32 protein-coding genes are annotated in these 25,862 nt (G+C 71.3%); 19 read left to right on the top strand and 13 right to left on the bottom strand.

Annotation, left to right across the window (positions count from 1 at the left end):
- Positions 1–768 precede the first annotated feature (768 nt).
- Together AB0C35_RS15260 and AB0C35_RS15255 are read right to left on the bottom strand one after the other, a co-directional pair.
- The gene (locus AB0C35_RS15260; protein WP_358455322.1) at positions 769–1,131 is read right to left on the bottom strand and encodes a DsrE family protein; all 363 of its coding nucleotides are present in this window, start codon (positions 1,129–1,131) and stop codon (positions 769–771) included.
- 156 nt (positions 1,132–1,287) lie between these two features.
- Complete coding sequence (locus AB0C35_RS15255; RefSeq protein ID WP_358455319.1) at positions 1,288–1,941, bottom strand: GIDE domain-containing protein; 654 nt, start codon at positions 1,939–1,941, stop codon at positions 1,288–1,290.
- Positions 1,942–2,050: 109 nt separating this feature from the next.
- Between AB0C35_RS15255 and AB0C35_RS15250 the strand changes: the two genes are divergently transcribed.
- From AB0C35_RS15250 to AB0C35_RS15235, 4 genes are all read left to right on the top strand, one after another.
- Complete coding sequence (locus tag AB0C35_RS15250; protein WP_358455316.1) at positions 2,051–2,536, top strand: FABP family protein; 486 nt, start codon at positions 2,051–2,053, stop codon at positions 2,534–2,536.
- Between the two features lie 393 nt (positions 2,537–2,929).
- Positions 2,930–3,346, top strand: a complete 417-nt coding sequence (locus tag AB0C35_RS15245; protein WP_358455313.1) for a transcriptional repressor — start codon at positions 2,930–2,932, stop codon at positions 3,344–3,346.
- A 10-nt stretch (positions 3,347–3,356) separates the two neighbouring features.
- Positions 3,357–4,346: a folate-binding protein gene (locus AB0C35_RS15240; RefSeq protein WP_358455310.1), complete on the top strand. Its 990-nt coding sequence runs from the start codon at positions 3,357–3,359 to the stop codon at positions 4,344–4,346.
- 79 nt (positions 4,347–4,425) lie between these two features.
- On the top strand, positions 4,426–4,914 hold the full coding sequence (locus tag AB0C35_RS15235; RefSeq protein WP_358455308.1) for a hypothetical protein: 489 nt from the start codon (positions 4,426–4,428) through the stop codon (positions 4,912–4,914).
- 28 nt (positions 4,915–4,942) lie between these two features.
- Here AB0C35_RS15235 and dtd read toward each other — a convergent pair whose 3' ends face one another.
- On the bottom strand, positions 4,943–5,368 hold the full coding sequence (gene dtd / locus AB0C35_RS15230) for a D-aminoacyl-tRNA deacylase (RefSeq protein WP_358455305.1): 426 nt from the start codon (positions 5,366–5,368) through the stop codon (positions 4,943–4,945).
- 20 nt (positions 5,369–5,388) lie between these two features.
- Here dtd and AB0C35_RS15225 point away from each other — a divergent pair, with 20 nt between their 5' ends.
- Together AB0C35_RS15225 and AB0C35_RS15220 are read left to right on the top strand one after the other, a co-directional pair.
- Positions 5,389–6,216 (top strand): 3-keto-5-aminohexanoate cleavage protein, encoded by an 828-nt coding sequence (locus tag AB0C35_RS15225; protein ID WP_358455302.1) that lies wholly within the window; start codon positions 5,389–5,391, stop codon positions 6,214–6,216.
- A gap of 17 nt (positions 6,217–6,233) precedes the next feature.
- Positions 6,234–7,229: an asparaginase gene (locus tag AB0C35_RS15220; protein WP_358455299.1), complete on the top strand. Its 996-nt coding sequence runs from the start codon at positions 6,234–6,236 to the stop codon at positions 7,227–7,229.
- On the opposite strand, the gene AB0C35_RS15215 is transcribed toward AB0C35_RS15220, so the two are convergent.
- Genes AB0C35_RS15215 through AB0C35_RS15205 form a run of 3 tightly spaced genes read right to left on the bottom strand, consistent with a single transcriptional unit; the run spans position 7,216 to position 9,598 of the window.
- Positions 7,216–7,617, bottom strand: coding sequence for a hypothetical protein (locus tag AB0C35_RS15215; protein WP_358455296.1), 402 nt, complete (start codon positions 7,615–7,617; stop codon positions 7,216–7,218). The two genes, AB0C35_RS15220 and AB0C35_RS15215, sit on opposite strands and share 14 nt — an antisense overlap.
- Before the next feature lie 41 nt (positions 7,618–7,658).
- The gene (locus AB0C35_RS15210) at positions 7,659–8,906 is read right to left on the bottom strand and encodes an MFS transporter (RefSeq protein WP_358455293.1); all 1,248 of its coding nucleotides are present in this window, start codon (positions 8,904–8,906) and stop codon (positions 7,659–7,661) included.
- Entirely contained in the window at positions 8,903–9,598 is a 696-nt protein-coding gene (locus AB0C35_RS15205; protein ID WP_358455290.1) for an FCD domain-containing protein, read from the bottom strand. Before AB0C35_RS15205 ends, AB0C35_RS15210 begins: the two co-directional genes overlap by 4 nt.
- Positions 9,599–9,694: 96 nt before the next feature.
- Here AB0C35_RS15205 and AB0C35_RS15200 point away from each other — a divergent pair, with 96 nt between their 5' ends.
- Complete coding sequence (locus AB0C35_RS15200; RefSeq protein WP_358455287.1) at positions 9,695–10,249, top strand: hypothetical protein; 555 nt, start codon at positions 9,695–9,697, stop codon at positions 10,247–10,249.
- Positions 10,250–10,309: 60 nt separating this feature from the next.
- Here AB0C35_RS15200 and AB0C35_RS15195 read toward each other — a convergent pair whose 3' ends face one another.
- A complete protein-coding gene (locus AB0C35_RS15195; RefSeq protein WP_358455284.1) occupies positions 10,310–12,097 on the bottom strand; it encodes a DUF2207 domain-containing protein in 1,788 nt (595 codons plus the stop codon).
- Positions 12,098–12,313: 216 nt separating this feature from the next.
- Here AB0C35_RS15195 and AB0C35_RS15190 point away from each other — a divergent pair, with 216 nt between their 5' ends.
- Entirely contained in the window at positions 12,314–13,195 is an 882-nt protein-coding gene (locus AB0C35_RS15190; protein ID WP_358455282.1) for a neutral zinc metallopeptidase, read from the top strand.
- Positions 13,196–13,236: 41 nt separating this feature from the next.
- Here the strand turns inward: AB0C35_RS15190 and AB0C35_RS15185 are convergent, their stop codons facing one another.
- On the bottom strand, positions 13,237–13,632 hold the full coding sequence (locus tag AB0C35_RS15185; RefSeq protein WP_358455279.1) for a RidA family protein: 396 nt from the start codon (positions 13,630–13,632) through the stop codon (positions 13,237–13,239).
- A gap of 145 nt (positions 13,633–13,777) precedes the next feature.
- Between AB0C35_RS15185 and AB0C35_RS15180 the strand changes: the two genes are divergently transcribed.
- From AB0C35_RS15180 to AB0C35_RS15160, 5 genes are all read left to right on the top strand, one after another.
- Positions 13,778–14,752, top strand: a complete 975-nt coding sequence (locus AB0C35_RS15180; RefSeq protein ID WP_358455277.1) for a WYL domain-containing protein — start codon at positions 13,778–13,780, stop codon at positions 14,750–14,752.
- A 109-nt stretch (positions 14,753–14,861) separates the two neighbouring features.
- A complete protein-coding gene (locus AB0C35_RS15175; protein ID WP_358455274.1) occupies positions 14,862–15,371 on the top strand; it encodes a helix-turn-helix transcriptional regulator in 510 nt (169 codons plus the stop codon).
- A complete protein-coding gene (locus AB0C35_RS15170) occupies positions 15,368–15,859 on the top strand; it encodes a hypothetical protein (RefSeq protein WP_358455271.1) in 492 nt (163 codons plus the stop codon). The genes AB0C35_RS15175 and AB0C35_RS15170 overlap by 4 nt, the downstream gene beginning before the upstream one ends.
- Positions 15,860–16,050: 191 nt before the next feature.
- On the top strand, positions 16,051–16,413 hold the full coding sequence (locus AB0C35_RS15165; protein ID WP_358455269.1) for a DUF2516 family protein: 363 nt from the start codon (positions 16,051–16,053) through the stop codon (positions 16,411–16,413).
- 15 nt (positions 16,414–16,428) lie between these two features.
- Positions 16,429–17,163: an alanyl-tRNA editing protein gene (locus tag AB0C35_RS15160; protein ID WP_358455267.1), complete on the top strand. Its 735-nt coding sequence runs from the start codon at positions 16,429–16,431 to the stop codon at positions 17,161–17,163.
- 51 nt (positions 17,164–17,214) lie between these two features.
- On the opposite strand, the gene AB0C35_RS15155 is transcribed toward AB0C35_RS15160, so the two are convergent.
- Complete coding sequence (locus AB0C35_RS15155; RefSeq protein WP_358455266.1) at positions 17,215–17,868, bottom strand: TetR family transcriptional regulator; 654 nt, start codon at positions 17,866–17,868, stop codon at positions 17,215–17,217.
- 72 nt (positions 17,869–17,940) lie between these two features.
- On the opposite strand from AB0C35_RS15155, the gene AB0C35_RS15150 reads away from it, so the two are divergent.
- Positions 17,941–20,337, top strand: coding sequence for an MMPL family transporter (locus AB0C35_RS15150; protein ID WP_358455264.1), 2,397 nt, complete (start codon positions 17,941–17,943; stop codon positions 20,335–20,337).
- Here the strand turns inward: AB0C35_RS15150 and AB0C35_RS15145 are convergent.
- Positions 20,326–20,979 (bottom strand): helix-turn-helix domain-containing protein, encoded by a 654-nt coding sequence (locus AB0C35_RS15145; protein ID WP_358455262.1) that lies wholly within the window; start codon positions 20,977–20,979, stop codon positions 20,326–20,328. The genes AB0C35_RS15150 and AB0C35_RS15145 overlap by 12 nt on opposite strands.
- 63 nt (positions 20,980–21,042) lie before the next feature.
- On the opposite strand from AB0C35_RS15145, the gene AB0C35_RS15140 reads away from it, so the two are divergent.
- Positions 21,043–21,891 carry a methyltransferase domain-containing protein gene (locus AB0C35_RS15140; RefSeq protein ID WP_358455260.1) on the top strand — a complete coding sequence of 283 codons (849 nt, stop codon included), beginning with the start codon at positions 21,043–21,045 and terminating at the stop codon, positions 21,889–21,891.
- Positions 21,892–22,018: 127 nt separating this feature from the next.
- Complete coding sequence (locus AB0C35_RS15135) at positions 22,019–22,603, top strand: hypothetical protein (RefSeq protein ID WP_358455257.1); 585 nt, start codon at positions 22,019–22,021, stop codon at positions 22,601–22,603.
- A gap of 52 nt (positions 22,604–22,655) precedes the next feature.
- On the opposite strand, the gene AB0C35_RS15130 is transcribed toward AB0C35_RS15135, so the two are convergent.
- Positions 22,656–23,066 carry a hypothetical protein gene (locus AB0C35_RS15130; protein ID WP_358455254.1) on the bottom strand — a complete coding sequence of 137 codons (411 nt, stop codon included), beginning with the start codon at positions 23,064–23,066 and terminating at the stop codon, positions 22,656–22,658.
- Positions 23,067–23,218: 152 nt separating this feature from the next.
- On the opposite strand from AB0C35_RS15130, the gene AB0C35_RS15125 reads away from it, so the two are divergent.
- Both AB0C35_RS15125 and AB0C35_RS15120 read left to right on the top strand, forming a co-directional pair.
- Positions 23,219–24,235, top strand: a complete 1,017-nt coding sequence (locus AB0C35_RS15125) for a transposase (protein ID WP_358455251.1) — start codon at positions 23,219–23,221, stop codon at positions 24,233–24,235.
- Complete coding sequence (locus AB0C35_RS15120) at positions 24,127–24,438, top strand: zinc ribbon domain-containing protein (protein ID WP_358455248.1); 312 nt, start codon at positions 24,127–24,129, stop codon at positions 24,436–24,438. Before AB0C35_RS15125 ends, AB0C35_RS15120 begins: the two co-directional genes overlap by 109 nt.
- A 35-nt stretch (positions 24,439–24,473) precedes the next feature.
- On the opposite strand, the gene AB0C35_RS15115 is transcribed toward AB0C35_RS15120, so the two are convergent.
- On the bottom strand, positions 24,474–24,863 hold the full coding sequence (locus tag AB0C35_RS15115; protein WP_358455247.1) for a hypothetical protein: 390 nt from the start codon (positions 24,861–24,863) through the stop codon (positions 24,474–24,476).
- Positions 24,860–25,099 carry a hypothetical protein gene (locus AB0C35_RS15110; protein ID WP_358455244.1) on the bottom strand — a complete coding sequence of 80 codons (240 nt, stop codon included), beginning with the start codon at positions 25,097–25,099 and terminating at the stop codon, positions 24,860–24,862. The genes AB0C35_RS15115 and AB0C35_RS15110 overlap by 4 nt, the downstream gene beginning before the upstream one ends.
- A 157-nt stretch (positions 25,100–25,256) precedes the next feature.
- Between AB0C35_RS15110 and AB0C35_RS15105 the strand changes: the two genes are divergently transcribed.
- Positions 25,257–25,685 carry an organic hydroperoxide resistance protein gene (locus tag AB0C35_RS15105; RefSeq protein WP_358455241.1) on the top strand — a complete coding sequence of 143 codons (429 nt, stop codon included), beginning with the start codon at positions 25,257–25,259 and terminating at the stop codon, positions 25,683–25,685.
- Positions 25,686–25,862 lie beyond the last annotated feature (177 nt).

Genomic DNA, 25,862 nt, shown 5'->3' with positions numbered 1-25,862 from the left:
CCTATATCCGTTCTGGGCCTCTTCTACCGTAGATCCGGTCGTCCGCGCGGCGGTGACACTCAGGTGAACCTGAGTACCTGCGCCGATGTGCGGCACCCTTCGGGCGGCGAGGCTGCGGGCATGGATACTTCGCGCTGGCGTCCCCTCGCGCTCTTCGCCAAGGCCGCCCTGGCCGTCCTCCTCGCGCTCGCCGTGGTGTTCCCCGAGTGGGACCGGTTCGCGGACAAGGCGATGGGCGCCCGCGTGGCCGCCTATCCGGCCGCCGTCATGCTCGTCACCCTGATCTGGGCGCTGCGCGGCCGGGGCAGGGCGTTCCCGTGGGACATCGACCTTCTCGTGACGGCGCCGTTCCTCATCGACGTCGCGGGCAACGCCGCCGACCTGTACGACACCGTGACGTGGTTCGACGACGCCTGCCACTTCGGGAACTGGGCGCTGCTCTGCGCCGCGGGCGGCCTGGCCCTGCGGCGCTGGGGCGGCGTCAGGTCGTGGACGCTGGCGTTGTGCTGCGCCGGCATGGGCGCCGCGGCAGCGATTCTCTGGGAGTTCTTCGAGTACGGCGTCTTCATCCTCGACACCCCGGAGAGCGTGTCCATCTACCGCGACACGATCGGGGACCTCATGCTCGGCCTGGCCGGCGCCGCCACGGCGGGCCTGGCCCTCGGTGCCGCGTCCGCCCGCAGGACGCTGGCGACGTCCGGGAACGAGCGCCCATCGGCAGACCCGCGCCCTTCAGTGGACGGGCGGCCTTCGGCAGGCGGGCGGCCTTCAGTAGACGAGCGCCTGGACGTCGTCCATGGTGATCTCCTCGACGAAGGTGGGCGCCCCCGCGATGCGGATGCCGGGCAGGACGTCGTCCGGTCCGATGTCGCGGCGGGCCGCGCACTGGGTGCAGAGCGTGACGCGCCCGGCGGTGAGGATCACGGTCAGGAGATCGTCCAGGGGAGTGGCGTGGGGTAGCGAGAACCCGGCGGCCCGCCCCGGCAGGGAGAACCACGCGGCCTCGCCGGTCAGCCAGAGGGAGACGGGAACGCCGCTCGCCGCGGCGGCGGCGGCCACCGTGAACGCCTGGTTGCAGCGCTCGGGAGCGTCCGCGCCCGCCGTCACCTTGATCACCAGTGGTCTCGCCATAGTCGCACTCTAACCCCGGCGTCCCGCGTAGCATCTCGCGGTATGGGTGGGATGGTGAACGCGGGGATCCTCGTCCTCGTCCTCGGGCTCATGGCGGTCGCCGCCGTCCTCCTGGCGATCCGCCTCGGGCGGCTGAGGTAGGGCCCGCGGGGCGCCTCAGTCGTCTTCCATGGCGTCGAGGACGACCGCCACGGCGCTGAAGACCAGCATGAGCGCGCCACCGCCGTAGCCGATGGCCGTGAACAGCAGGGCGCGCCGGGCGAACTGGCGGCGGGTCCGCGTGCTGATGCTGTACTGGCCGGTCTCCTTGTCCTTGCCGATCGACGTGCCCGTCGCGGTGCCGAGGACGTACAGAGGCTCACCGGGCGGCAGGATCCATTCCTCGTAGTGGTAGTGCTTGACCTGGTCGGTTTTGCCCGGGAGGCCCGGCAGGTCCCCGTTCGTGGGTCTGCGTTCGTCCATCGTCTGGACGGCGGCGTCGACGGCCGCGTCCTCTGGATCGACGGTGAAGTATCCCGTCTCGTCTTGCAGGTAGAAGGGCGCCTTGGACTTCTCGTCCATGAAGACGCTCTTGCCCGTCGTGGTCTTGGCGGTGGCGCGGACCCGGTACCAGACGCAGGGCGTGCCGGAGAACGGTGCGGAATGGACGGCCTGGGCCGTCCCGGTGACCTGGCACGGCACGCCGTTCAGGGCGGCCACACCGGCGCAGCTCGTCGTGATCGCGCGGCGCAGGTTCCTGAAGCGGATGCGCCAGACCCAGCCGACGACGAAGAAGCCGGCGGCGATGATCCCGAAGAAGAGAAAGAACACGAATCCAATGATTGGACCGGGACAAGCCCCCGGACAGGGACATCCGTCCCGCTTCGGGTGGGATCACCCGCGGGACGCGGAGGCGCGCGCGCCGCTACGCTCGGTGTCCATGGATCCTGAGCTGCACCCGGACCTCGAGCCGCTGAAGTTCCTCCTCGGCACCTGGGAGGGCGCCGGCGTCGGCGGCTATCCCACGATCGAGTCGTTCAACTTCGGGCAGGAGCTGTCCTTCACCCATATCGGGAAGCCCTTCCTCATCTACGCGAGCCGGACCTGGCTGATCGAGGAGGACGGCACGCTCGGGCGGCGGCTGGCCACGGAGACCGGTTACTGGAGGCCCGGTCCCGGCAACGGGGTGGAGGTCACGCTGGCGCACCCGACGGGCATCGTCGAGATCTACGTCGGAACCGTCGCGTTCAGCCGGGTGGAGCTGGAGACGGACGTCGTCGCCCGCACGGAGACGGCCAAGGAGGTGACGGCCGGGCACCGCCTGTACGGCATGATCGGCGAGGACCTCGGCTGGGCCTACGACATGGCGGCCATGGGCCAGAAGCTCCAGTCCCACCTGTCGGCCCAGCTCAAGCGGGTCGCCTGACGCTCCCGCCGCGATGGCGGCCCGCCGTGTCCCCGGGCCGGCCACGCCTCCGGGCCGGCCGCGTCACCCCGGACATGAACGATCCCCGGACCTTCCCGCTTACGGCGGGCGATGGACAGGACGGGTCCATCGGTCCGGGGACCGGGTAACTGCCTGGAATTCGCCGGTCACCGTCGCGACCGGTTGCCACCGCCCGGAGGCGGCGGCGCCGAGGCGGAACGGCGACTAGCGGACAGCCACCTCGCGAGCCCTAGAATCAATCATTTCCTGGACCACCTCCTTTCGCGCGTACTCGCACGCTATGCGAGCGCCGCGCGGAGAGGCAAGCCGGTTTCCCGCGACGGGAGCCCGGCCCGGGATCGGAACGCCGGTACGGGTTCTAGACTCGGGTACATGGTCGAGTCGTGGCAGGAGGAGCTGCGGGCGAAGGGGTACCGCGTCACCCCCCAGCGCCAGCTGGTCCTCGAGGCGGTCACCAACCTGGAGCACGGGACCCCCGAGGAGATCTGCACCGAGGTGCAGCGCACCGCCCGCGGCGTCAACATCTCCACCGTGTACCGGACGCTTGAGCTGCTCGAAGAGCTCGGGCTGGTCAAGCACGCACATCTCGGGCACGGGCCGCCGAACTACCACATCGCCGCCGAGGCCGAGCACATCCACCTGGTGTGCCGCGGCTGCCACAACGTGGAGGACGTCGACCCCCGCGCGGCGTCCGGGCTGGCGGACGTCCTGGAGCGCGACTTCGGCTTCGCGACCGACGTGCACCACCTCACGGTCTACGGGCGGTGCAAGGACTGCCGCGCGACGTAGCCTGGTCACCATGAAGAGCCCGCTGTTGCAGACGCACGGAGCCGTCGCCGCCGACGCGCCCGACCAGGAGGTCGCCGCCCACTACGGGGAGCCCTCCCAGGAACAACGCGCCCTGGTCGACGGGACGGCGTTCGTCGACCGGAGCAACCGGGGCGTCGTCAAGGTCTCCGGACCGGACCGGCTGAGCTGGCTGCACAGCCTGCTGAGCCAGCACCTGGACGGGCTGAAGCCGTTCGAGCCGACCGAGGCGCTGCTGCTCGGCCCCAACGGGCACATCGAACATCATCTTTTCCTGATCGACGACGGCGAGGCCGTCTGGGCCCATGTGGAGCCGGGCGCCGCGGCGCCGCTGGCGGAGTTCCTCGACCGGATGCGGTTCATGCTCCGCGTCGAGGTCGAGGACGTGTCCGACGCCTACGCCGTGATCACCGGGCCCGGCACGCCGGACGAGCCGGACGGGCTCGCCTGGCCGGACGTCGCCGGCACCGTCACCCGCGTCGTCCCCCGGGGCGAGTTCCCGGAGGGGCTCCGCCCGGCGGGGATGTGGGCGTACGAGGCGCTCCGCATCGCCGAGCACCGCCCGCGTTCGGGTGTGGACACCGACCACCGGACGATCCCGCACGAAGCGGGGTACGTGGAGACCGCCGTCCACCTGAACAAGGGCTGCTACCGGGGGCAGGAGACGGTCGCCCGCGTCCACAACCTCGGGCGGCCGCCGCGCCGCCTGGTGTTCCTGCACCTGGACGGGAGCGTCGACCGGCTGCCCGCGCCGGGCGACCCGGTGGAGATCCCGGGTGGCAGGCAGGTCGGGTTCGTCGGGTCGGCGGCACGGCATCACGAGCTGGGGCCGGTCGCGCTCGCGCTGGTCAAGCGGAACGTCCCGGTGGACGCCGAGCTGCTGGCGGGCGGCGTCGCGGCGGCGCAGGAGGTCGTCGTGTCACCGGACACCGGAGCGAACGCGCAGATCCAGCTTCGCCGCCGGCCCGCGAAACACGGGTAGATCGCCGACCCCGGGGGCAATATCGTCTGATAGGACGATTTCTAACTGGCCGCCGCCCGGGGAAGGTGAATTCCTACCGATGGTCCCGAACCTGGGGAATGAGGAGCCGCCGGCGGCCAGGAAGGGCGCCCGGCGGCTCCCTCGCCGGGAGTCCGCGCTGCTGTGGTGGGCCCTGTTCGCCGCGTTCGCCGGGACGGCTTGGTGGCTCCAGTCGTGGCGGGTCGCGCTGCTCGGACTGCTGACCTGGTGCCTGTACGAGTTCCTGCTCGTCCCGACGCTGTGCCGGGTCCTGAAACGCCAGGGGCATCCCTGCACCAAACGCGTCCGCGGCCGGCTGTTCGCCTGCGGGTCCGGCCACCAGCGGCTGAAGAACGACGCGCTGTGGCGGCTCGCCGGGCTGCGCAACCCGTTCCAGAAGAACGACGAGGAAGCGGACCCCGAGACCGGCGTCGTCGTGCACTCGCCGGACGTGCGAGGCCGCCTCACCCCCGTCGACCGCTCCCTCATCCTGCTCGCCGCCCTCGGCACGATCGCCGCCCTCATCGGCACCATCTACGGCTTCGGCTGACCCGTCCGGGGGCCGGGCCGAGGGGGCGTCAGATGTCGACGATCAGGGTGATGGGGCCGTCGTTGACGAGGGCTACCTTCATGTCGGCGCCGAACTCGCCCGTCTCGACCTTGGCGCCGAGGGCCTTCAGTTCGTGGACGACCGCCTCTACGAGGGGTTCGGCCACCGCGCCTGGCGCGGCGGCCGTCCAGGTGGGGCGGCGGCCCTTCCGGGCGTCCCCGTAGAGAGTGAATTGGCTCACCACGAGGAGCGGCGCGTTCACGTCGGAGCACGACTTCTCGTCCTGCAGGATCCGCAGCCCCCATAGCTTCGAGGCCAGCCTGCGGGCCTTTCCGGGGTCGTCGTCGTGGGTCACGCCGACGAGGACCATCAGTCCCGGCCCGTCGATCGCGCCCACGACGCGTCCGTCCACCGACACGCTGGCCTGGCTCACCCTCTGGACTACGGCACGCATGACCATGCATTCTGCCGCGTATGGGAGCAACGACGCTCATCACGGTGGCGCCCACGGGCGCGGAGTCCGCCAAGGCGGACGTTCCGGCCCTGCCCGTCACCCTTGAGGAACTGGTTCAGACGGCCAAGGAGTGCGAGGCCGCGGGCGCGGCCGTGATCCACGTGCACATCCGCGACGACGACGCGCGGCCGACGCTCGACCCGTCCCGGCTGCGGGACACGGTGCGGGCGCTGCGGGAGAGCACGGGACTGATCGTGCAGCTGTCCACGGGCGGCGCCGTCACCGACCCGTACGAGGACCGGCTGCGGGTCCTGGACGCCGAGCCCGACATGTGCTCGCTGACCTGCGGGACGGTCAACTTCGGCGACGACGTGTTCATGAACCCGTGGCCGTTCATGGCGGAGCTCTACCAGCGCACCCAGGCCATGGAGGTCGTCCCCGAGTTCGAGCTGTTCGACCTCGGCCAGGTCGCGGCGCTGCGCCGGCTGCTGGACAAGCACGGGCTCCCTTACGGCGGGCACGTCCACTGCGACCTGGTGATGGGCGTGCCGGGCGGCATGCCGGGGGACGCGCGGACGCTCGTCGCGGCCGTCGAGGCGCTCCCGGACGGGGCGACGTGGTCGGCGACCGGCATCGGCCGGACGTCCCTGCCGGTGCTGTTCGCCGCGCTGTCGGCGGGCGGGCACCTGCGGGTCGGCATGGAGGACACGGTCACGTTCGCGAAGGGGCGGCCGGTGACGGCGAACGTCCAGCTCGTGGAACGCGCCGCGCAGGCCGCCGAGCTGGCGCAGCGCCCCCCGATGGCCTCCGCGGACGCCCGCGCGCTGCTAGGCATCAAGCCCCGTTGACCGGGGAAGACGCAGGCATGATCAATCCTGTGCTGGTCGAGGTGGAACGGTCGGGGTTCGTGGAGTCGCGGCATCGCGGCGCGGCGGTCGGGCTCGCCGCCGACGGGACGGTCGCCGTCCGGGCCGGGGACCCCGGCGTGGCGATCTTCCCGCGTTCGGCGAACAAGCCGATGCAGGCGGTCGCGATGCTGCGGTCCGGGCTCGACCTGGACGGCGAGCTCCTCGCGGTCGCCGCGGGCAGCCACTCGGGCGAGGACTTCCACCTCGAAGGGGTGGAGAAGATCCTCGCCGGGGCCGGGCTCGGAGCCGCCGACCTGCGCTGCCCCGAGAGCTGGCCGCTCGACCCGGCGACGCAGCAGGACGTCGCGCGGTCCGGCGGCGGGGCGTCGCGGCTGCGCATGAACTGCTCCGGCAAGCACGCCGCGATGCTCGCGACGTGCGTCACCGCCGGGTGGCCCACGGCGTCGTACCTGGACGCCGATCATCCGCTGCAGCTCGCCGTCCGGGAGACGGTCGGGGAGATGGCGGGGGAACCGGTCGCGGCGGTCGGCGTCGACGGCTGCGGCGCGCCGCTGTTCGCCGTCTCCACGGTGGGGGTGGCGCGGGCGTTCCGCGCGCTCGTCGTGGCCGGGCCGGGCACGCCCGAACGGCGCGTCGCGGACGCGATGCGGACGCACCCGCAGTGGACGTCCGGCACGCGGCGCGAGGAACGGCAGCTCATGGACGCCGTCCCCGGGCTGCTGGTCAAGTGCGGCGCGGAGGGCGTGGACGCGTTCGCGTCCGCCGACGGGCGCGCCGGCGCCGTCAAGATCGACGACGGTGCGATGCGGGCCCGGACGCCGGTCACGGTCGCGCTGTTGCGCGCCCTCGGCGTCCATCAGGGGGGCGGCGTGGACGGGGAGGACGGCGTGGACCATGCGATGCTGGACGAGCTGGCGGTGGTCGAGGTGCGCGGCGGTGACGGCGTCGTGGGCGCCGTCCGCCCGACTCCGGGGGCCTTCACGCCCGGCTAGCGCCCCGCTTGGGCTTGAGTTCCTCGAACTCCTCCTTGAAGACGGTCTGCTCGTACAGGACGCCGTCCGGCCACGGGCTCTTCGGCTCCCGTCCGGGCTGCGGGTTGTCGTGCCGGAACTCCTCGGCCTGCGACTCCTTGGCCGGCGGGTAGCTGTGGGAGAACATGCCGGGCCGGTAGGTGTACAGGCCGCCCTGCTCCATGCCGCGGTGGTTGTCCTGGTCGTTCCTGCGGTCGGGGTGGATCGTCCGGGACGACGCCGAGACCGTCATGAAGAGCCGGGCGGACAGCGCGACCACGGCCACCACGGGAATGATCCACGCCCAGAACCAGTTGCCGGTCGGCGCCGTTTCGGCCAGGGTCGGTTCAGCCAGGATCGTGGCGAGCATTTCGGTCCACCTCCCGGTGGGGGTAACGGCCTCGCACGGGGTCAATTAGGGGTGTGTCCGCTAATTTCCGTCCTAATCGTCCCGGGAGGTGGTTCGGCGGGCGCCCCCACCGAGCGGTTGCGTCCCGCCGCCAGGCCGGGCACCGTCATGACGGCGCAGACGACCAGCACACCGGCCATCGGAACGCTCCATCCACCGGTGGCGTCGTTCAGCGCGCCGACGGCGAGCGGGCCGACCGCGGCGATGAGGTAGCCGATGCCCTGCGCCATCCCCGACAGCTGCGTCGCGACGTGCGCGTTGTGGGCGCGCAGGCCGATGAACGACAGCGCGGTCGCGAACCCCACGCCCTGGCCGAGGCCGAGCACGACCGCCCACAACCACACCGACTCGATCGGCGCCCAGGTGACCCCGATGAACCCCACGCTGCTCAGCGTCGCCGTGGTGAGCACCAGAGGACGCTGGTCACGCGTCCGCCTCGCGAGCACCGGGACGGTCAGCGACCCCACCGCCTGGATCGCCGCCGACAGGGCCAGCACGTATCCGGCGGGCGCCTCGTCCATCCCGCGGTCCTGGCAGATCGTGGGGAGCCAGCCGAGCACGACGTAGGCCAGCAGCGACTGCAGGCCCATGAACACCGTGACGTGCCAGGCCAGCCGGGACCGCCACACCTGCGCCGCCAACCCGCGCGGGGCGGCGGCGGGCGGCGCCGACCGCGCCGCGTGCGCCGCCCGGCGCGCCCTCGGCACCCACAGCAGCCCCGCGAGCGCCGCCGGGATCACCAGCAGGCCCAGCGGCAGCCGCCACGTGGAGTCGAAGACGTGCTCCACCGGCACGACCAGCCCGGACGAGATCGACGCGCCGGCCGTCACGGCGACCGTGTAGACGGCCGTCACCGTGGTGATCCTGGTCGGATGGTCCCGCTTGATGATCCCGGGCATCGCGATGTTGCCGATGCTGATCGCGATCCCGGCGACCAGCGACCCGGCGAACAGCGGGAACGGCGCGTCCAGCAGCCGCAGAGCCATCCCCGCGACGAGCAGCGCCATCGCGCTGACCAGGAGCGTCTCGCCGCGCGGGGCGCGGCGCAGGAACGCCGCCATCAGCCCGTAGGCGCCGAAGAACACCAGCGGCACCGTCGTCAGCGCGCCCGCCGCCGCCCCCGACAGCCGGAACTCGTCGCTGATCTCGGTCAGCACCGGCCCGATCGCCGCGATCGCCGGCCGCAGGTTGACCGCAACCAGGACGATCATCAGCAGCGATCCGGCGAGCCCGGCCCGCCGCCCCGTCACCGCTGCACCCCGTCACGCGAGGCGAGGGTCTCCAGGACGGCGAGGGTCGGCTCGACGACCGCGGCGGCCGCCGACGCCGCCGCCCCCGGGTCGCCCGCCGCGATCGCGTCCAGCACGGCGCGGTGGGCGGCGGGACCGGCCTCGGGGACCTCGCGGTCGAGCCTGATGTCGCGCATCGACTCGCGCAGCCGGTCGATGAAGAAGCGCATCGCCTCGATCAGCACGGGGTTGCGGGATGCCTCCGCGACGCCCAGGTGGAAGGCGGCGTCCGCGGCACCGAACTCGTCCGCCTCGGTGGCCTCGTCGCGGGCGCGGAGCAGCTCCTCCAGCCGCGCGAGGTCGGCCCCGGTGCGGCGCCGCGCGGCGAGGCGCGCCGCCTGGACGTCGTAGGCGAGCTGCACCTCGAAGAAGTCCCTGATGGACGCGCGGGCCACCCGGCGCAGCAGCGGGCGCGGGTCGGCGGAGCTGCGGACGTACGTCCCGTCCCCACGCCGCACCTCCAGTACCCCGACGTGCGTCAGCGCCCGGATCGCCTCCCGGACGGCGGGACGGCTCACGCCGAGCTGCGCGGCCAGGTCGTGCTCGGCCGGGATGCGTTCGCCGACCGGCCACGAGCCGCCGCTGACCTGCGCCTGAAGCTGGTCGAGCACGGCGTCCACGGTCGACCCGCCGGCCACGGGACTCAAACCCACGAAACCCCCCTTGAGTAAGACGTCAGACATCTTACGGCGCTTTGTGACGGTTAAGCCCCTGACGTCGGGTAGAGGCGTCGGCGAGGAGGTGTCTCCATGCTCGCCAACGCCGACAACCTGGGCGACACCGCCTTCTTCGTCATCGGTCCGATCGCCATCTTCTTCGCGCTCGCCGCCTGGATCACGATCACGCTGATGACCTCCCGCAAGCCGCGGCGTCCCCGGGGCGGGAACACCGGCCTTCCGCACCGCGGGCCCGTCCAGGGCGGCGTCATCCAGGGCAGCCCGTCCCAGCGGACGCGCCGCGACCCGGCCCCGTCGGTCACCCACCGGCAGGTCGTCCAGCACATCGAGGAAGCCCGTGAACGCGAGGGCGCCCGTGAACGCGAGGACGCCCGTGAACGCGAGGGCGCCCGTGAGCGCGAGGTTGCACGTGCAGCGCGGGAAGCCGGGGAGGGCGGGCCGCGCCCCCGCGGCCTCGGCGGCAGGCGGCGCAAGCGCGGCAGGCGCGGCAAGCCACGCGAACGGGGGAAGGGACGCTTACACGGACATCAGTGCACGCCGCCGCGAAACACCGGAACGCGACGCCCGCCGGAGCCGGCCCCCATGCCCCGCACCCCACCCGGCGGGCGTCGTCCGAGCCCGCGGTGACCGCCGAGACCCCTCCCGGCGGTCACCGCGGGTCCGCCGCGCGCCGCCGGACGCGGCCCGTCACATGCCGCGCGACTGCGAGATCGAACCCGAGGTGGCGAGGGTGAACGTCCGCATCGACTCGGCGAACTTCGACAGGTCCCATTCGGCCGGGCCCTCGTACCAGTAGAGGTTGTCCGCGCCCTCGGCCCGCTCGCCCGCGTCCTTCACCGTCTCGGCCCACTTCGCGACGGTGTCGAACACGACCGCGTACGGCAGGAAACGCGAGAACAACGCGATCCGCTGCCGGGACGCCGTCTCGTCGCCGTCCGGGACGGCGCCGCGTTCCAGGAACGCGCGGAAACCGATGGTGTGCGCGAGGACGGTCGCGCCGCGCGCGGTTTTGGCGGGCATGTACTGGCCGCCGTACGCCAGCGCCGCACCCGCGATGATCAGCGCAAGCCCGGCGAGGGCCCATTCGGTCGTGAGCGCCAGCGCGACGGTTCCGGCGATGCCGAGGACCGTGACGAGGATCCCCGCGACCGTCCACCGGGACCGGACCGTGTCGGGACGGCGCGCGAACCAGCCCTGCTTCACCACGTCGTCGTACATCGCGGATCGCACCTGGGAGAGCTTCGTGGCGAACGTCCCGCCGAGCTCCGACAGCTTGACCGCGTCGCGTCCGGTGCCGTCCGGGGCGGTCAGCAGCGCGTCCAGCAGGATCCGCTCGTAGGGCAGCAGGTCGGCGACGGGACGGTCCAGCCGGCGCAGCGTCCAGTCGAGGCGTCCGGTCCGGGCCCGGTCCTCCTCCTCGATCAGCAGGTACCCGCGGACCGCGAGGTCGACGATCGTCGCCGTCACGTCGATCACGTCGGCCTGCTCGTCGATCAGCGTGCCGATCTGCCCGGGACGCACGCCGTCCGGCGGCTCGAACTCCGTCCCGGAGACGGGCGGGTGGTCGCCCTCGGCGGCCTTCTTGCCCACGACCCGCGCGTCGCGTCCGCGCAGCAGGTAGAGGCCCGCGAGGCCGGCGCCGAGCAGCACCAGCAGCCCCACCAGCGCGGCGCCGGTGACGGCGTTGACGGAGAACGCCGTCGCGACCGTGTGGCGCCGCTCGTAGATGGCCTGCCCGCCGGTCGTGCCCACGGGGAGGCCCGCGACGACCGTGAGGTACTCGCCCGGCAGCATCCCCTGCTGCGCGTAGACGCCCTGCGTGTGCGTGTGGTTCATGTAGTACTGCGTGCAGCCGACGGTGCTGCCGATCGGCCCGAAGAAGCAGTTGACGTTGCGGATCGCCGCGCCGGCGTCCACGGTCGCGCGCGCGTGGTCCACGGGGACCTTCCAGCCGCCGATGACCGGCCAGCGCAGCTCCTCCGCCTGCCCCATCCGCGTGATCGCGCCGCGCACGTCGTACTCCAGGACGACCGTGCGGTCGCCGGTCAGCTTCTCCCCGCCGGTCACCTTGACGGTCGTCCGGGTGTCCTCGACGGACGTGGTGACCGCCGTGGGCCCGCCGTCGGGGCTGCTCGCCCGCAGGTTCGACAGCCGGTGGACGCGGTCCTCGCTGAGACTTTCGTGGCTCCGAGTCGGGAACGTCCGCTCGAAGCCCTTGTGCCCGGCGAACCGGTAGACGATCGTCTCCTTGACCCGGATCACACCGCCCTGCTCCGCGGTGAGGACGGCCTGGTCCTTCAGCACCCGCTCCGCCGCGGCCCGCTCCGGCGCGGCGGCCCGTTCCGGCCCGGCCTCCGGCGCCCGCGCGACCTCCGCCGCGGCCGCGGAAGTGCAGGTCAACACCGGCAGAAGCGACATGGCCGACAACGCCAAAACGACCGACCGCATCCGGAACAACCCCGCAAGAGCAGACATGGCCGCAAATGCTATCGGCAATGCATGCGATGATTCCCTGCTATGGCTGGTCAGTACCCCCCGCCGCCTCCGCAGCGGCCGCCGGCGCCGCCGTACGGCCGTCCCGGATACGGTCCTCCCGGCGTGCCCGGATACGGTCCGCCCGGGTACGGCCCGCCTCCCTATGGCCCGCCCGGCCGGCCGCCCGGTCCGCCGCATCAGTACAGGTACGCGCCGATGCGTCCGCCGCCGCGGCGCAGCGCCGGCGGGACGATCGCGGGCATCTTCGGCGCGCTCACGTCCCTGGCCGTCCTGGCGATCCTCGGGCTGGCGGTGCTCGCCGGGCCGGACGGCGCCGCCGGCACCCGGCCGCCCGCCTCGTCCGGCGGCGGTGGGGGGACCGCGCGTGAGAAGGCCGAGGCCAGCGAGCTCTACAAGACGGGTGCGCTGACGCCGGTGAGCTGCCGGGTGCCGCAGATCCAGCCGAGCGACGCGTCCATGCGCCGCTTCATGAACGTGCTGAGCGACTGCCTGGACACCTCGTGGTCCCAGCAGTTCGGCAAGGCCGGGATTCCGTTCGACGAGCCCGACCGCGTGTTCTGGTCGGAGCCGGGACGCAGCCCGTGCGGCACCTACCCGGCGCCGGGGGCGTCCGCGTTCTACTGCCCGGCCAACAACACGATGTACGTGGGGGTCCGGCACGTCGTGGAGACCTCGGGCGGCGAGCCGCTGTCGCACTACTCGGTGTTCGCGCGGGTGATCGCGCACGAGTACGGCCACCACGTCCAGGACCGCGCGGGAATCCTGCTCTACGGGGACCGGCTGATGGACACCGGCGACATCGGCGAGCGCAACGAGGCGAGCCGCCGCATCGAGTTGCAGGCGCAGTGCTTCGCCGGCGCGTTCCTCGGCACCGAGCGCATCACGCTCCCGATGACGCAGGAGCAGTTCAACGCGATGATCCGGGACGTCCGGGGCCGCGGCGACGAGCGGCTTCCGCCGGAGAAGCGCGACCACGGCTCGGGACGGCACTACGCGGGCTGGGTCATCACGGGCTTCGAGGGACGCCGCCTGGCCGTCTGCAACACCTGGACGGTCCCGTCCTCCAAGGTCAGCTGATCGCCGCCTCCGGCAGCCCCGCCGGAGGCGGCGGGGGCGCGTCAGGCGACGGCCGTTCCTTCGAGTTCGACCATCAGGGTGGGGATCGCCAGCCGTGTCACCCCGAGCATCGTGGTGGACGGTGCCACCCCCGCGGCGCCCAGCCGCGACGCCAGCACGCCGTAGTGCTCGAAGAGCCGGTCGACGTCGGTGGTGTAGACGTTGAGCCGGACGAGGTTCGCAAGGGACATGCCGCCCTCGCCGAGCACGGCCTCCAGGTTGTCGAGGCTCAGCGCCAGCTGCGCCGCCATGTCATCGTCATGCCGGGGCTTGCCGTCGCCGCTCATCGCGGTCTGCCCGGCGCAGTACAGGGTCCGGGTGTGCCCGGAGACGATCTCGCCCTGGTTGTAGCCCATCTCCACCGACCACGCCCACGGGTTGACCGCCGTTCGCTCCATCGCCACATCAGCTCCATTCGATTCGTCGGGCACTGCTTCGTCGGGCACTGCGCACGTCCATCGGCTCGGTGGCCGCCGTGACGTGTTGATGAGCCTCCCAACAAATCACGACATCTTCTGTCGTGTATTTCGGTAACGTTCGCTTATGCGCGCCGACCGGCTGGTCTCCCTGGTGCTGCTTCTGCGGCAGCACGGCCGGCTGCCGGCGGCGGCGCTGGCCCGGGAGCTGGAGGTGTCCACCCGCACCGTGCTGCGCGACATCGAGGCGCTGTCGGCGGCCGGCGTCCCGGTTTATGCCGAACGCGGCCGGCACGGCGGTTTCGCGTTGCTGCCCGGTTTCCGGACCGAGCTCACCGGACTGAACCACGACGAGGCGCTCGCCCTGCTGGTCGCCGGATCGCGGCGCGGCGCGCAGGCGTTCGGCCTCGGCTCGGCGCTCGCCTCGGCGATGCTCAAGGTGGTCGACGCGCTGCCCGAGAGCTACCGGGACACCGCGGCCGGCGCGGCCCAGCGACTGCTCATCGACCCGGAGACCGACCTCCTCTCGCGCCGGCTGGTCGCTGACGAGGTGCCCGACGCCGTAGTGGCCGAGGTCCGGCGCGCGGTGTTCGCCGGACACAGGCTGCGCATCCACTACGCGGCCGTGGGCCAGGACCCGAAGTGGCGCACGGTGGACCCGATCGGCCTGGTCACCGTCCGTGATCAGGGCTACTTGCTGGCCACGAGGTCCGGTGCGGACCGCACCTACCGGCTGTCCCGCGTCCTGGCCGCCGAGGAACTCGCCGAACCCGCGCAGCGACCGGACCGGGTCGATCTGGACCGGGCCTGGCAGGAGCGCAGCACGCGGTTCCGGACCGGCGGCGACCAGGTGAGCGTGCTGGTGCGGGTGAACCCGGCGCGGCGGGAGGACCTGGCGGGCACCGCGCTGGCCGTCCGCGCCGAAGAAGCCGACGCGGACGGCTGGCTGCGGCTGGAGGTGACCTTCCAAGATCCGAGACACGCCGAGTGGGCGCTGTGGCAGCTCGCCACGCACGCGGAGGCCCTGGCCCCGCAGTGGCTGCGCGACTCCCTGCGCGACCGCGCCACCGCGATCGCCGCCCGCTACGGAGTGTCACCTTGAGCGTTGTCGCCTTCTGTGGGCGGTGAGTCACGGTTCGTGTGAGCGGACTCACGGGTGAGTGCTAGCTACCATGCTTGCAATTGCAAGCACTATGACGCAAGGTGGAGACATGGCAAGTTCGAAGGTCGGCTCCATCGGGGAGTACATCCGTGAGCAGCGGACGCGGGCGAAGATCTCGCTGCGTCAGCTCGCGGACGTGTCCGGGATATCCAACCCGTACCTGAGCCAGATCGAGCGTGGGCTGCGCAAGCCGAGCGCGGAGATACTGCAGCAGATCGCCAAGGGGCTGCGGATCTCCGCCGAGGTGCTGTACGTGCAGGCCGGAATCCTCGAAGACCGCGAGGCCGACACGGACGTGCAGGCCGCGGTCCGGGACGACCTGCTCCTCACAGAGCGGCAGAAGCAGGTCCTGCTCGACATCTACGCCTCGTTCCTCAAGGAGAACGAGGCGACCGGAGTGTTCCCGGCGGGGCACACCGGGGAAGAGGACGCGGTGCCCGAGGACGCGGCGCCCGAGCAAGCCATGCCGGTGAACGACATGCCGGTAAGAGACATGCCGCTGAAAGACAAGCCAGTACGAGCCATGCCAGAGCAAGACGGAAGGGAAGAGGTCGGATGACGCTGGCCAGCAATCTCCGAGAGAACAAGGCCGTGTACGCCGTGGCCGGCGCCGGCGACTTCGCGGTGGAGAAGATCCGTGAGGTCCCCGAGCAGGTGACCAGGTACCAGGGCCGGGCCCGCGAGACCGCGACGAAGTACCAGGGCGAGGTCCGCGAGCAGGTCGGCCGCTACCGCGGGCAGGTCCGCGAGACCGTGGACCGCTACCGCGGCGAGGTCACCAGGTACCAGGAGCGCGTCGACGCCAAGGACCTGCCCGGTGCCGCCGTCGCCTACGCGACGCACTTCGGCACCCGGGCGTTCGAGTTCATCGACGAGCTCGCCGAGCGCGGCAAGAAGGTCGTGCACCGCGAGGCCGACGACGCCGCCGAGATCACCGAGGCCGAGGCGAAGCCGGCCGTGCGGGCACGCACCGCGCAGCCGAGGAAGCCCGCGCAGCCGAGGACCGGAGCGCAGACGCGGTCCACCACGAAGAAGAACGGCGCCTGAGCGCTGGTTGGGAGCCCGGCCGGGGAACACCCGGCCGGGCTCTTTCGTCTTCCCAGAGGCGGCTTCGTCTTCGCCGGTGAGGGCGGGCTACCGGTTTGCGCTGGACGGCGCGCATAGGGTTGGGGTAGTCAGACACCCCGTGTGCGCGACGTGGAGTCGCCGTCCGAGACGAGCAGGAGCGCTGATCGCCGATGTCGGGCTTCAATGTGCTGGACTATTTCTTCTGGCTGCTGCTGATCATCGCGTTCGTGATGGAGGCGTGGGCGCTGGTCGACTCGCTGACCGTCCCCGAGGGCGCGTTCTCCGCGGCGGGCAAGTGGCGCAAGAAGATGTGGATGATCGTCCTGATCGTCGCCGCGGTCGTGGGCTTCGCCTACGCGGTGGCGCCGGCCGCGCTCGGGGCGAGCCCGATCGCCCTGCTGATCGGCATCCTCCCGGTCGCGGCGTTCATCGCCGCCGCCGTCTACCTGGCCGACGTCCGCCCGGCGGTCGCCCCGTACAAGAAGAAGAACGGCCGCGGCGACTCCCGATCGGGCCCGTACGGTCCCTGGTGATCCTAGAGTGAGCGCATGAGCAGCGAGGTTCACGGACGCACGACCCGGCTGGAACTGGACGACCAGGCGCTCCGCGAGTGGGAGGCCGTCGTCCTCGACGCGGGCCCGGACGGGATCGTCCTGGACCGGTCGGCGTTCTATCCGGGCGGCGGCGGGCAGCCGCCGGACCACGGGGTCCTGCTCTGGCAGGGCGTGCAGACGCGGATCGCCGGGGTGCGCAAGGGCGATGACCTGGTGCTGATCCCGGTCGAGGACGACCCGCTCCCGCCCGTCGGCACAGTCGTGCGGGGCGCCGTCGAGGACGATCGCCGCAGCGCGCTGATGCGCACCCATTCCGGGCTGCACCTGCTCTGCGGGGTGGTCTTCCGCGACTACGGCTGCCTCGTGACGGGCGGCAACATGGAACCGCTGTCCGCCCGCATGGATTTCGACCTGCGCGAGGTCCCGGCCGGGTTCAAGCAGGCGGTCGAGGACGCCTGCAACACCGAAGTCCAGGCCGACCGCCGCATCGACGTCAGGACGCTGCCGCGCACCGAGGCGTTCGAGATCCCCGACATCATCCGGACCGCCACCAACCTCGTCCCGCCCGAGGTGCAGGACGTCCGCATCGTCGACATCGTCGGCCTCGACACCCAGGCCGACGGCGGCACCCACGTCGGCTCGACCAAGCAGATCGGCCGCATCACGGTCGCGAAGGTCGAGAACAAGGGCCGCGGCTTCCGCCGCATCCGCATCAAGATCGAGGACTAGCCCCGGGCCGGGCACCGGCCGCCGGGCGCCTCCGCCGGCCGGTGCCCGGGGTCAGGGGGACGGGCGGGTCAGCGCCTCGACCGACACCAGGCCGTGCTCGACGATGTCGACCGCGCGGTCAAGGGCGGTGCGCATCGAGAGCGGGTCGTAGCCCTCGCGGCGGCAGTGCGCGACGACCGCCTGCATGCCGCCGATCGCCACGCCCGACGCGGCGACGGCGTCGATCTCCGCGATGCCGGGGCACAGGTCGCGCAGCAGCGCCTCGATCTTCTCCTGCGTGTCCGTCATCCGCTGGAGCGCCCGCGCCTGCAGGCCGGGGCGCTGCAGGATCAGGGAGATCTGGACGGCCCCGTACTCGCCGTGTTCGGAGACGATCGCCTCCAGGACATCCATGACGCTGCGCCGGATCGTCTGCATGGGCGTCTCGCCGGGGGTGCGGCGCAGCTGTTCGGACACTTCGGCGAGACGGTCGTCGATCTCGGCGAAGACCACGTCCTCCTTGGACGGGAAGTAGCTGAAGAACGTGCGGGGGGCGACGTCGGCCGCGGCGGCGATGTCGGCGATCGTCGTCTCCTCGTAGCCGCGTTCGGCGAACAGGCGCAGCGCGGCGTTCGCGATGGCCTGGCGGGTGCGGCGCTTCTTGCGCTCCCGCAGGCTCGTCCGCGCGGTGTCCTGACCGCCGTTCACGCCGGTCCTGCCGTCCATGTGACGGACGTTACCATGACTGCAAAGTTGCATCTATTGCAAAACTGCACGCAATGGGTGTTCTCTGCGAACATGGCGCGGTTTTCTGCGGGCGGTGCGGGCCCCTCCGGCGAGGCGGCGGGACGGTCGGGCGACCCCGGGAGAATCGCGCGGTTCCTGGAGGCGCTCGGGCGGCTCTGCGTGCGGCGGCGGCGCGCCGTCTTCGAGCTGTGGTTCGTCGTGATGCTCGGCGCGGGCGTCCTCGGCATCCTGCACGGCGGCATGTTCGTCCAGCAGAGCACGCTGCCCGGCACCGAGACCCAGCGCGCCATCGACACGCTCGCCCAGGACTTCCCGGCGATGACCGGGCCGACCGCGACCGTCGTCTTCCACGAGACCCGCCAGGCCAGTCCGGTGGACTGGCGCGTCGCGCTCACCATCGGCGAGTCGATCGAGAACATCTCCAAGCTCGACCGGGTCGCGTTCACCGAGAACCCCTACGTGCAGGGCATGGGCGGGTTGAAGTCCGACGACGCGGTCGTCGTCCGGCTCAACTTCACCGGGACGATGAGCGACGTCAGCGCCGCCGACCTCGACGAGCTGAACCGGGCCGTCGCGCCCGCGCGGCTGGCCGGGGTGGACGTGAAGTTCGGCGGCATCGTCGCGATGATCCTCAACCAGCCGAAGGGCGGCCCGCAGGAGGGCGTCGGGATCTTCCTGGCCATGGGCGTGCTGCTGCTGGCGTTCGGGTCGTACTTCGCGGCGGGCATCCCGATCCTGGTGTCGCTCTGCGCCCTGGCCGTCTCGTACTCGCTGATCCATTTCCTGGCGTCGCTGTTCCAGATCGCGCCGACGGCGCCGATGGTGGCGGCGATGCTCGGCATCGGCGCCGGAATCGACTACGCGCTGTTCATCGTCACCCGCTACCGGCAGCAGCTCGCCGAGGGCGACGACGTCGAGACCGCGGTCGGACGCGCCATGGCCCATTCGGGGCACGCCGTCGTCTTCGCGGGCGGCACCGTCGTGTTCGCGATCTGCGGGCTGTTCCTGTCCGGGATCGAGTTCATCGGCCGGATCGGGATCACCACCGCTCTCGCGGTCGCCATCATGGTCGCCGCCGCGCTGACCCTGCTGCCCGCCATCCTCGGGGCGCTCGGGGAGCGCATCGACCGCTACAAGCTGCCGCGCGTCCGCCCGGACCGGAGTTCGCACCGCTGGATGAGGTGGGGACGGCACGTGGACCGGCATGCCTGGCCCTACGCGATCGTGGCGACGCTCGTCCTGCTGGCGCTCTCCGTCCCGACGCTGAGCCTGCGGTTCGGTGTGATGGCGGACAGCATGTCCTCGTCGGAAATGGAGAGCCGCCAAGCCTACGACATCGTCGCCGAGGAGTTCGGCGCCGGGCATTACAGCCCGTTCGTGGTCGTCGCGAAGGTGCCCGGGGAGGGCGAGCGCGACAAACCCGAACGGACGGTGCCCACGGTCGACGGGATGCAAGGCCTGACCGGTCTCACCGGGCCCGCGGTCCCGGAACCGAGCCCGTCGCCCACCGGGCAGTCCCGTCCCAAGGGCGCACCCGACACGAGCAAGAAGCCCGACAAGCGCGCGGTCCTGCTCGCTCAGGAGTTGAGGCGGGCCCTGTCCGAGGCGCCCGGCGTCGTCTTCGCAGGCGAGCCCATCGTGACCGGGACGACCGCGATCGTGCGGGTCACACCGCGGGACGCGCCCCATGCCGAGACGACCACCGACCTCGTCCACCGGCTCCGGACCGTGGAGATCCCCGCGGTGCGGGACGAGCATCCGGGGGCGGAGATCTACCTCGGCGGCGAGAACCCCGCGATCATCGACCTGGCCGAGACGGTCGGGGACCGCATGCTCACCGTCGTCATCGCGGTCGTGGGCGTCGCGCTGCTGCTCCTCGTCATCGCGTTCCGGTCGATCGTCGTCCCGGTGAAGGCGGCGCTGATGAACCTGCTGTCGATCGGCGCCTCCTTCGGCGTCGTCACTGCCGTCTTCCAGTGGGGCTGGGGCATCGGCCTGCTCGGCCTCGACCAGGCCATCCCGATCATGTCGTTCATCCCGCTGTTCATGTTCGCGCTGATCTTCGGGCTGTCCATGGACTACGAGGTGTTCCTGCTGTCGCGGATCAAGGAGGAGTACGAGCGGACGGGCGACCCGCACGAGTCCGTCGTGATCGGGATCGGCGCCACCGCCCGGCTCATCACCTCGGCCGCGCTCATCATGATCTTCGTGTTCGCCAGCTTCGTCCCGCAGCCCGACCCGATGGTCAAGATGATGGCCCTCGGCCTCGCGGTCGCCGTCGCGGTCGACGCCACGATCGTCCGGCTCGTCCTCGTCCCGGCGCTGATGAGCCTGCTCGGCCACGCCAACTGGTGGTGGCCGGGCCGGGGCCGTCCCGCCGTCCCGTCCTCCCCGCCGCCGTCGCCGGAACCGGCCGGCGAGCAACTGGAGCTGGAGCTAACGCGCTGACGCGCCGTCCGGGGCGGGGTCGTCGAGCAGCTGGGTGCGGAGTGTGTCGTACGCCCACCGCTCCCACCGGTCCGGCGGCCACGCGCGGTCGCGGGTCAGGACGAGGAAGAGTTCCGGGCTGAGCAGGGCGTAGAGGACGTCCGCCGCCTCGCCCGCGGAGACGGCCGGCCGGACGCCGGGCTTCTCGACGAGGGATTTCGCCGCCGTCGAGATCACCGTGTACCGGGGGTCGTCCTGGTCCGGCCACAGTTCCTTGATCTCCGGGTTCGTCGCCGCGGCGGCCTTGGCCATCTCGTTGATGGCCGCGACCCGTTCCAGCGTCCCGCGGGTGCCGGCGATCAGCGCGGCCAGTGCGGCCTCGGCGGTCGGGGCCCCCGTGACCTCCGCGAACCACGGCCGGCCCATCGTCGGGACGGGGTCGTCGTCGCCCGCGATCGCGACGTCGACCAGCGCCTTGAGCAGCGCGGGCTTGTTCCGGAAGACGAAGTAGATCGTCTGCACCGCCACGCCCGCCCGGTCGGCGATCTCCTGCAGCTTCGTCGCCCCGTACCCCTGCTCGACGAAGAGCGCCCCGGCCGCGTCGATGATCCGCCGCCGTGTCTCCCGCGACTTCTCGTCCCGGCTCCGCTTGACCTCAGCCATGGTTGGAGCTTATATCTAGAGTTGAACTCTAGAGCTGGACTCTAGTCAGATGAGGGAGAAGTCATGGACGTCGCCAACCGTCAGCAGGCAGAGGCATGGAACGGCTGGGAGGGCATGATCTGGGCCGGGAACCCCGAGCCCTACAACGCGATGATGGGAGAGTTCAACGCGCCGCTGTTCGCCGCCGCCGGCATCACGTCCCGCGACCGGATCCTTGACGTCGGCTGCGGAACCGGCCAGACGACGCTCCTCGCCGCGCGGCGAGCCCACGGCGGAAACGCCGTCGGAATCGACATCTCGGCGCCCATGCTGGAGCGCGCCCGCCGTGACGCCGACGCGGAAGGCATCGGCAACGTCACCTTCGAACAGGGCGACGCGCAGGTGCACCCGTTCCCCGCCAGGGGGTTCGACGTCGTCCTCAGCCGCGGCGGCGTCATGTTCTTCGCCGACCACGTCGCGGCCTTCGCCAATCTCCGTCGGGCGCTCGCGCCGGGCGGCCGGCTCGCGTTCCTCGGCCCGCAGCCCGGCGGCCCGGACAGCGCCTACGCCCGTGCGACCGCCGCGCTCTCACCGTTCCTGCGCGAGGCGTCCCCCGCCGCGACGGGCATGGGATCCCTGCTCGACCCCGCCCGCATCCGGGAGGTCCTCGCCGCCGCAGGATTCACCGACATCGACGTGGCCCCCGTCGAGGCCTCCATGACGTTCGGCGCCGACGCAGAAAGCGCCACCGACTTCCTCTTCTCCATGGGCCCGACGCGCCACAACCTGCGCAATGTGGACGACGCGACCATCGCCCGCATTCGCGCCGAAGTCCGAGCCGCGCTCACGGAATTCGAGACCGCCGAGGGCGTCCGCATTCCGGGCTCCGTCTGGGTCGTCACCGCGTCCCCGGCCGGTCCACTCCGACGCTGATGGGACTCAGCGGCGACCCGTGATACCTCGCGCTGCCCTACGGCGTGCCGGCTCCCCGAAACGGGTCTGGAGGGATGCTGGCGAACTTTGCCCTGAACGCCGCCTTTGACCTGAAATGATGCTCGCCATGGATCTTCAGGCCATCGAGATGGTGACCGGTCGCCTCGCCGCGCAGTTCTCCATCCGGCCTCCCAAAGTCACCTCCGGCTGGGTGCCGCGGTCGATGCGGCTCGGCGTCCGAGCGAAAATGTGGAGGAGAAGACTCGTGCTCGTGATCGGTCCGGCGTCGGAGCGGCTCGAGCCGGACGAACTGGAGGGGGAACTGGCGTCCGGGATGGCCGGTTTCACACTCCGCCGCGGTTTCCTCGCACGGGCTTTCCTGAGCGTGGTAGCAGTAAATATCTGCGGATTCGTCATCCAGGGGTTCAGCGTGGGCGCCCCCGCCTGGTGGCGAGAACTCATTGTGTACGGATTCCCGGCCATCACGGTGGCAGTGATCATCGTGCACTACCGGGGCTGGCTCTACCGGGCGGATCGCAAGGTCGCGGAAGTGCTCGGCGCCCGCACCCTCTTCGCCGTCCTTGAAGCCGAGCGCCGGCTCGGAGCGAACGGCCTGGCTTACCTCTGGGCCGCGCCCACCGCGGACCGTCGCGCCGAACGCGTCGCGCCCACGATCGAACGCGTAAGGGCAGATGACGCACCCCACGGTTGATGGCTGATCTTTCGGCGACCTGAGCCGACGTGAGTCCGCGTCGGCGCCCCGCCTAGGCTCGGCGGCGGGCCAGGGCCCTCCTGACGGCGTACGCCCACCCGGCCACTCCGGCGGCCCCGAGGAGCAGGAACAGGACACCGAGGCCATAGGACTGCCAGCCGGCGTCCATCTGGTTCTTGGGGCCGTCCAGGCGGGACGCGTAGTCCGGGTCGACGAGCAGGACGACCCCGGCGAAGAGGATGGTGGCGGGCAGCGTCCACGCCAGGGCCCCGCACAGGTCGGCGAACCACCCGTTGAAGAGCAGCCCGCCGAGCAGCAGCGGAACGCCCATGCCGGCCCACAGCACGGCCGACCGCCAGTCGCCGAAGCCGCTCACCGCCCGTCCGACGGCCAGGACACCGCAGCCGAGGAGGATGAACCCGAGCACGCGCATCCCCGTGTCCGGCCGCTCCGCGTCCGTCACCTGATCCTCCGGTGGATGCTTCGGCCTTCAGGCCGGAGAGGAATCCGGACTCGGTCAGGAGCGGCCCGACGCAGCCGGGACGGTCCGGAAACCGAGCCCTCTGACAACCGAGAGTCCCCACTCGCACACAATCGGTGGGTAAAGTGGCGGTCATGCGGACCGCGTACAAGTGCCGGGCCTACCCCGACCCCGAGCAGGCGGCCCTCTTCGGCCGCACGTTCGGCTGCGTCCGCCTGGTGTGGAACAAGACCCTCGCCGAACGCCGCCGCGCCTGGCACACCGACCGCAAGCGGACCTCCTACAAGCAGACCGACGCCGCGCTGACCGCCTGGAAGAAGACCCCGGAACTGGCGTTCCTGAACGAGGTCTCCTCGGTCCCGCTGCAGCAGGCGCTGCGGCACCAGCACGCCGCGTTCGCCCACTTCTTCGCCGGACGCGCCCGCTACCCACGCTTCAAAACCCGCACATCCCGGCAGTCCGCGCACTGCACCCGCTCGGCGTTCCGCATGCGCGACGGTGAGCTGCGGATGGCCAAGACCACCGCGCCGCTGGTATTCGTGTGGTCGTTCGAGGACGTGGATCTGGCCGCGCTGAACCCGACGATGGTGGTGATCTCGCGGGACCCCGACGGCCGCTGGTACGTCACCTTCGCCGTCGACACCGGCACCGGCACCGGCACCGGCGAGCCCGAGCCGCTGCCGGCCGCCGGGCACGCCATCGGCATCGACCTGGGCGTCAAGGACTTCGCGGTGACCTCCGATGGGAACCGCATCGCCAACCCCCGCCACCTGGACCAGAAGCAGCGCAACCTGGCCCGGTACCAGCGGCGCATGGCCCGCAAACGGCCCGGCTCGGCCAACCGCCGCAAGGCCAAGACCAAGGTCGCCGCCGCCTGCCGCAAAGTCCGCAACGCCCGTGCCGATTTCCTGCACCGCACCAGCACCACCCTCGTCCGCCAAGCGGACGTGATCGTGATCGAAGACCTCGCGGTCGCCAACATGGTCAAGAATCGCAGCCTGGCCCGCGCCATCTCCGACTGCGGGTGGGCGAGTTCCGGCGCATGCTGGAGTACAAGGCCGAACGCGCCGCACGGACCCTGGTGGTCATCGACCGCTGGTATCCCTCGTCCAAGACCTGCTCGCACTGCGGGCATCTGCTCGCGCAGTTGAGCTTGTCGACCCGGCACTGGACGTGTCCGGGCTGCCGCACCCGGCACGACCGGGACATCAACGCGGCCAAGAACATCCTTGCGGCTGGTCGAGCCGTAGCCCGGGGCGACCCGGGCGAGGTCTGTGGAGCTGATGTCAGACGGCAAGGGCCCTCCCTTCCGCAGTCGGCCGCGAAGCAGAAACACCCACGGCGCGAGCCGTAGGAATCCCCTCCCTTCACTTCTGGGAGAGGAGGAAGTCAAGGTATCTGCTCGACTCGGACGCCCGGCACGCCTTCGTACACGTCGGGTTCCGCGGTGATCAGCGGCCAGCGCCGCCAGCGCGCGGACCAGGCGGCCTGCGCCGCGTCCATCCCGAGGCTGGGGATCGTGGTGACGAGCAGCCCCGTCTGCTGGGCGATCACGTCGTCGAGGTCGTCCACGTGCACCACCTGCATGCCGGGCAGCCGTTCGAGGACGGCGCGGCCGTGGTCGGGGACGAGCTGCCAGGCACGCGCCAGCGACGTGGCGGGGATGACGATCGTGGCGTGCTGGGCGATGGAGGCGCGCAGCCGGGCACGGACATAGATCGTCTTGCCGGTGGCCAGGTCGAGTAGAGCGGTCGCGTCGAAGACGTGACCGGTGATCACGCGACGTCCCGGCGGTCCGGGACGCCACGTTCGACGAGCCGGTCCACCATGGCCTGCTCGTCCGGGCTCGGCGGGCCGAACAGGTCGTCGATGGTGGACGCGTCCCGCAGGAAGGCCAGTTTGAGCCGCGCCCCGTCAGCGAGGAACCCGGACACCGAGGCGATCTTCTTCTCCTCGGCGAGCCCCTGCAACGTGGCGGCAAGCTCATCAGGGAGCGTGATGTTGAGTCTCGCCATGGGCCACACAATACACACTCAAGGCCCCCGCAGTGTGTATCCGCTGTGGTTCAGGTCACGAAATCATCACGCCGCCCTTCCGTCGTCGACACCCACTTGTGCTTCCTCTTTCTGAAGTTAAGACTTCATATAGAAGTAGCTACGAGGGGAGTTCGGGATGACCGCAGCGCTCTACACGGCGGAGGCGCACGTCACCGGGGGCAGGAACGGCCACGGGCGCACGCTCGACGGACGGCTCGACCTCGACCTGCGCCTGCCGAAGGAACTCGGCGGCGACGGCGAGGGCGCCAACCCCGAACAACTCTTCGCTGTCGGCTACGCCGCCTGCTTCGGCACCACCCTGGCCCTCGTCGGCCAACGTGAGAACCTCAAGGCGGACGACGCAGAGATCGACGCCTCCGTCTCACTCGTCCCCGCCGACGGCGGCCGTTTCCAGCTATCGGTCGAGCTGCGGATCTCCCTACCCTCCCTCACCCCCGAGCAGGCGGCCGAACTGGTCAAGACCGCACACCAGACGTGCCCCTACTCCAACGCCACTCGCGACAACATCGACGTAGCCCTGGTGCTCGCCGGCACCCGCCTGTGACGCCGCCGCCATCACCAGACGTCCCGCCGAGACGAGTGCGGCGCTGAGCGAGGCGCTCCTCTAGCCGCCCGTGTGTGCCTGCTTCTCCTCCATCCCTGTGGACATGCAGTGGCTATGCTTGGATGCGGGTTTCCTGCAAACTTGAGGCTGTAACCCCGCTGGACCGGAGGTCACCGA

It is taken from the genome of Spirillospora sp. NPDC048819 (genome assembly GCF_040650055.1).
Lineage (GTDB): Bacteria > Actinomycetota > Actinomycetes > Streptosporangiales > Streptosporangiaceae > Spirillospora.
Note: the sequence above shows the minus strand (reverse complement) of the source record. Positions and strands in the feature narration are given on the sequence as shown.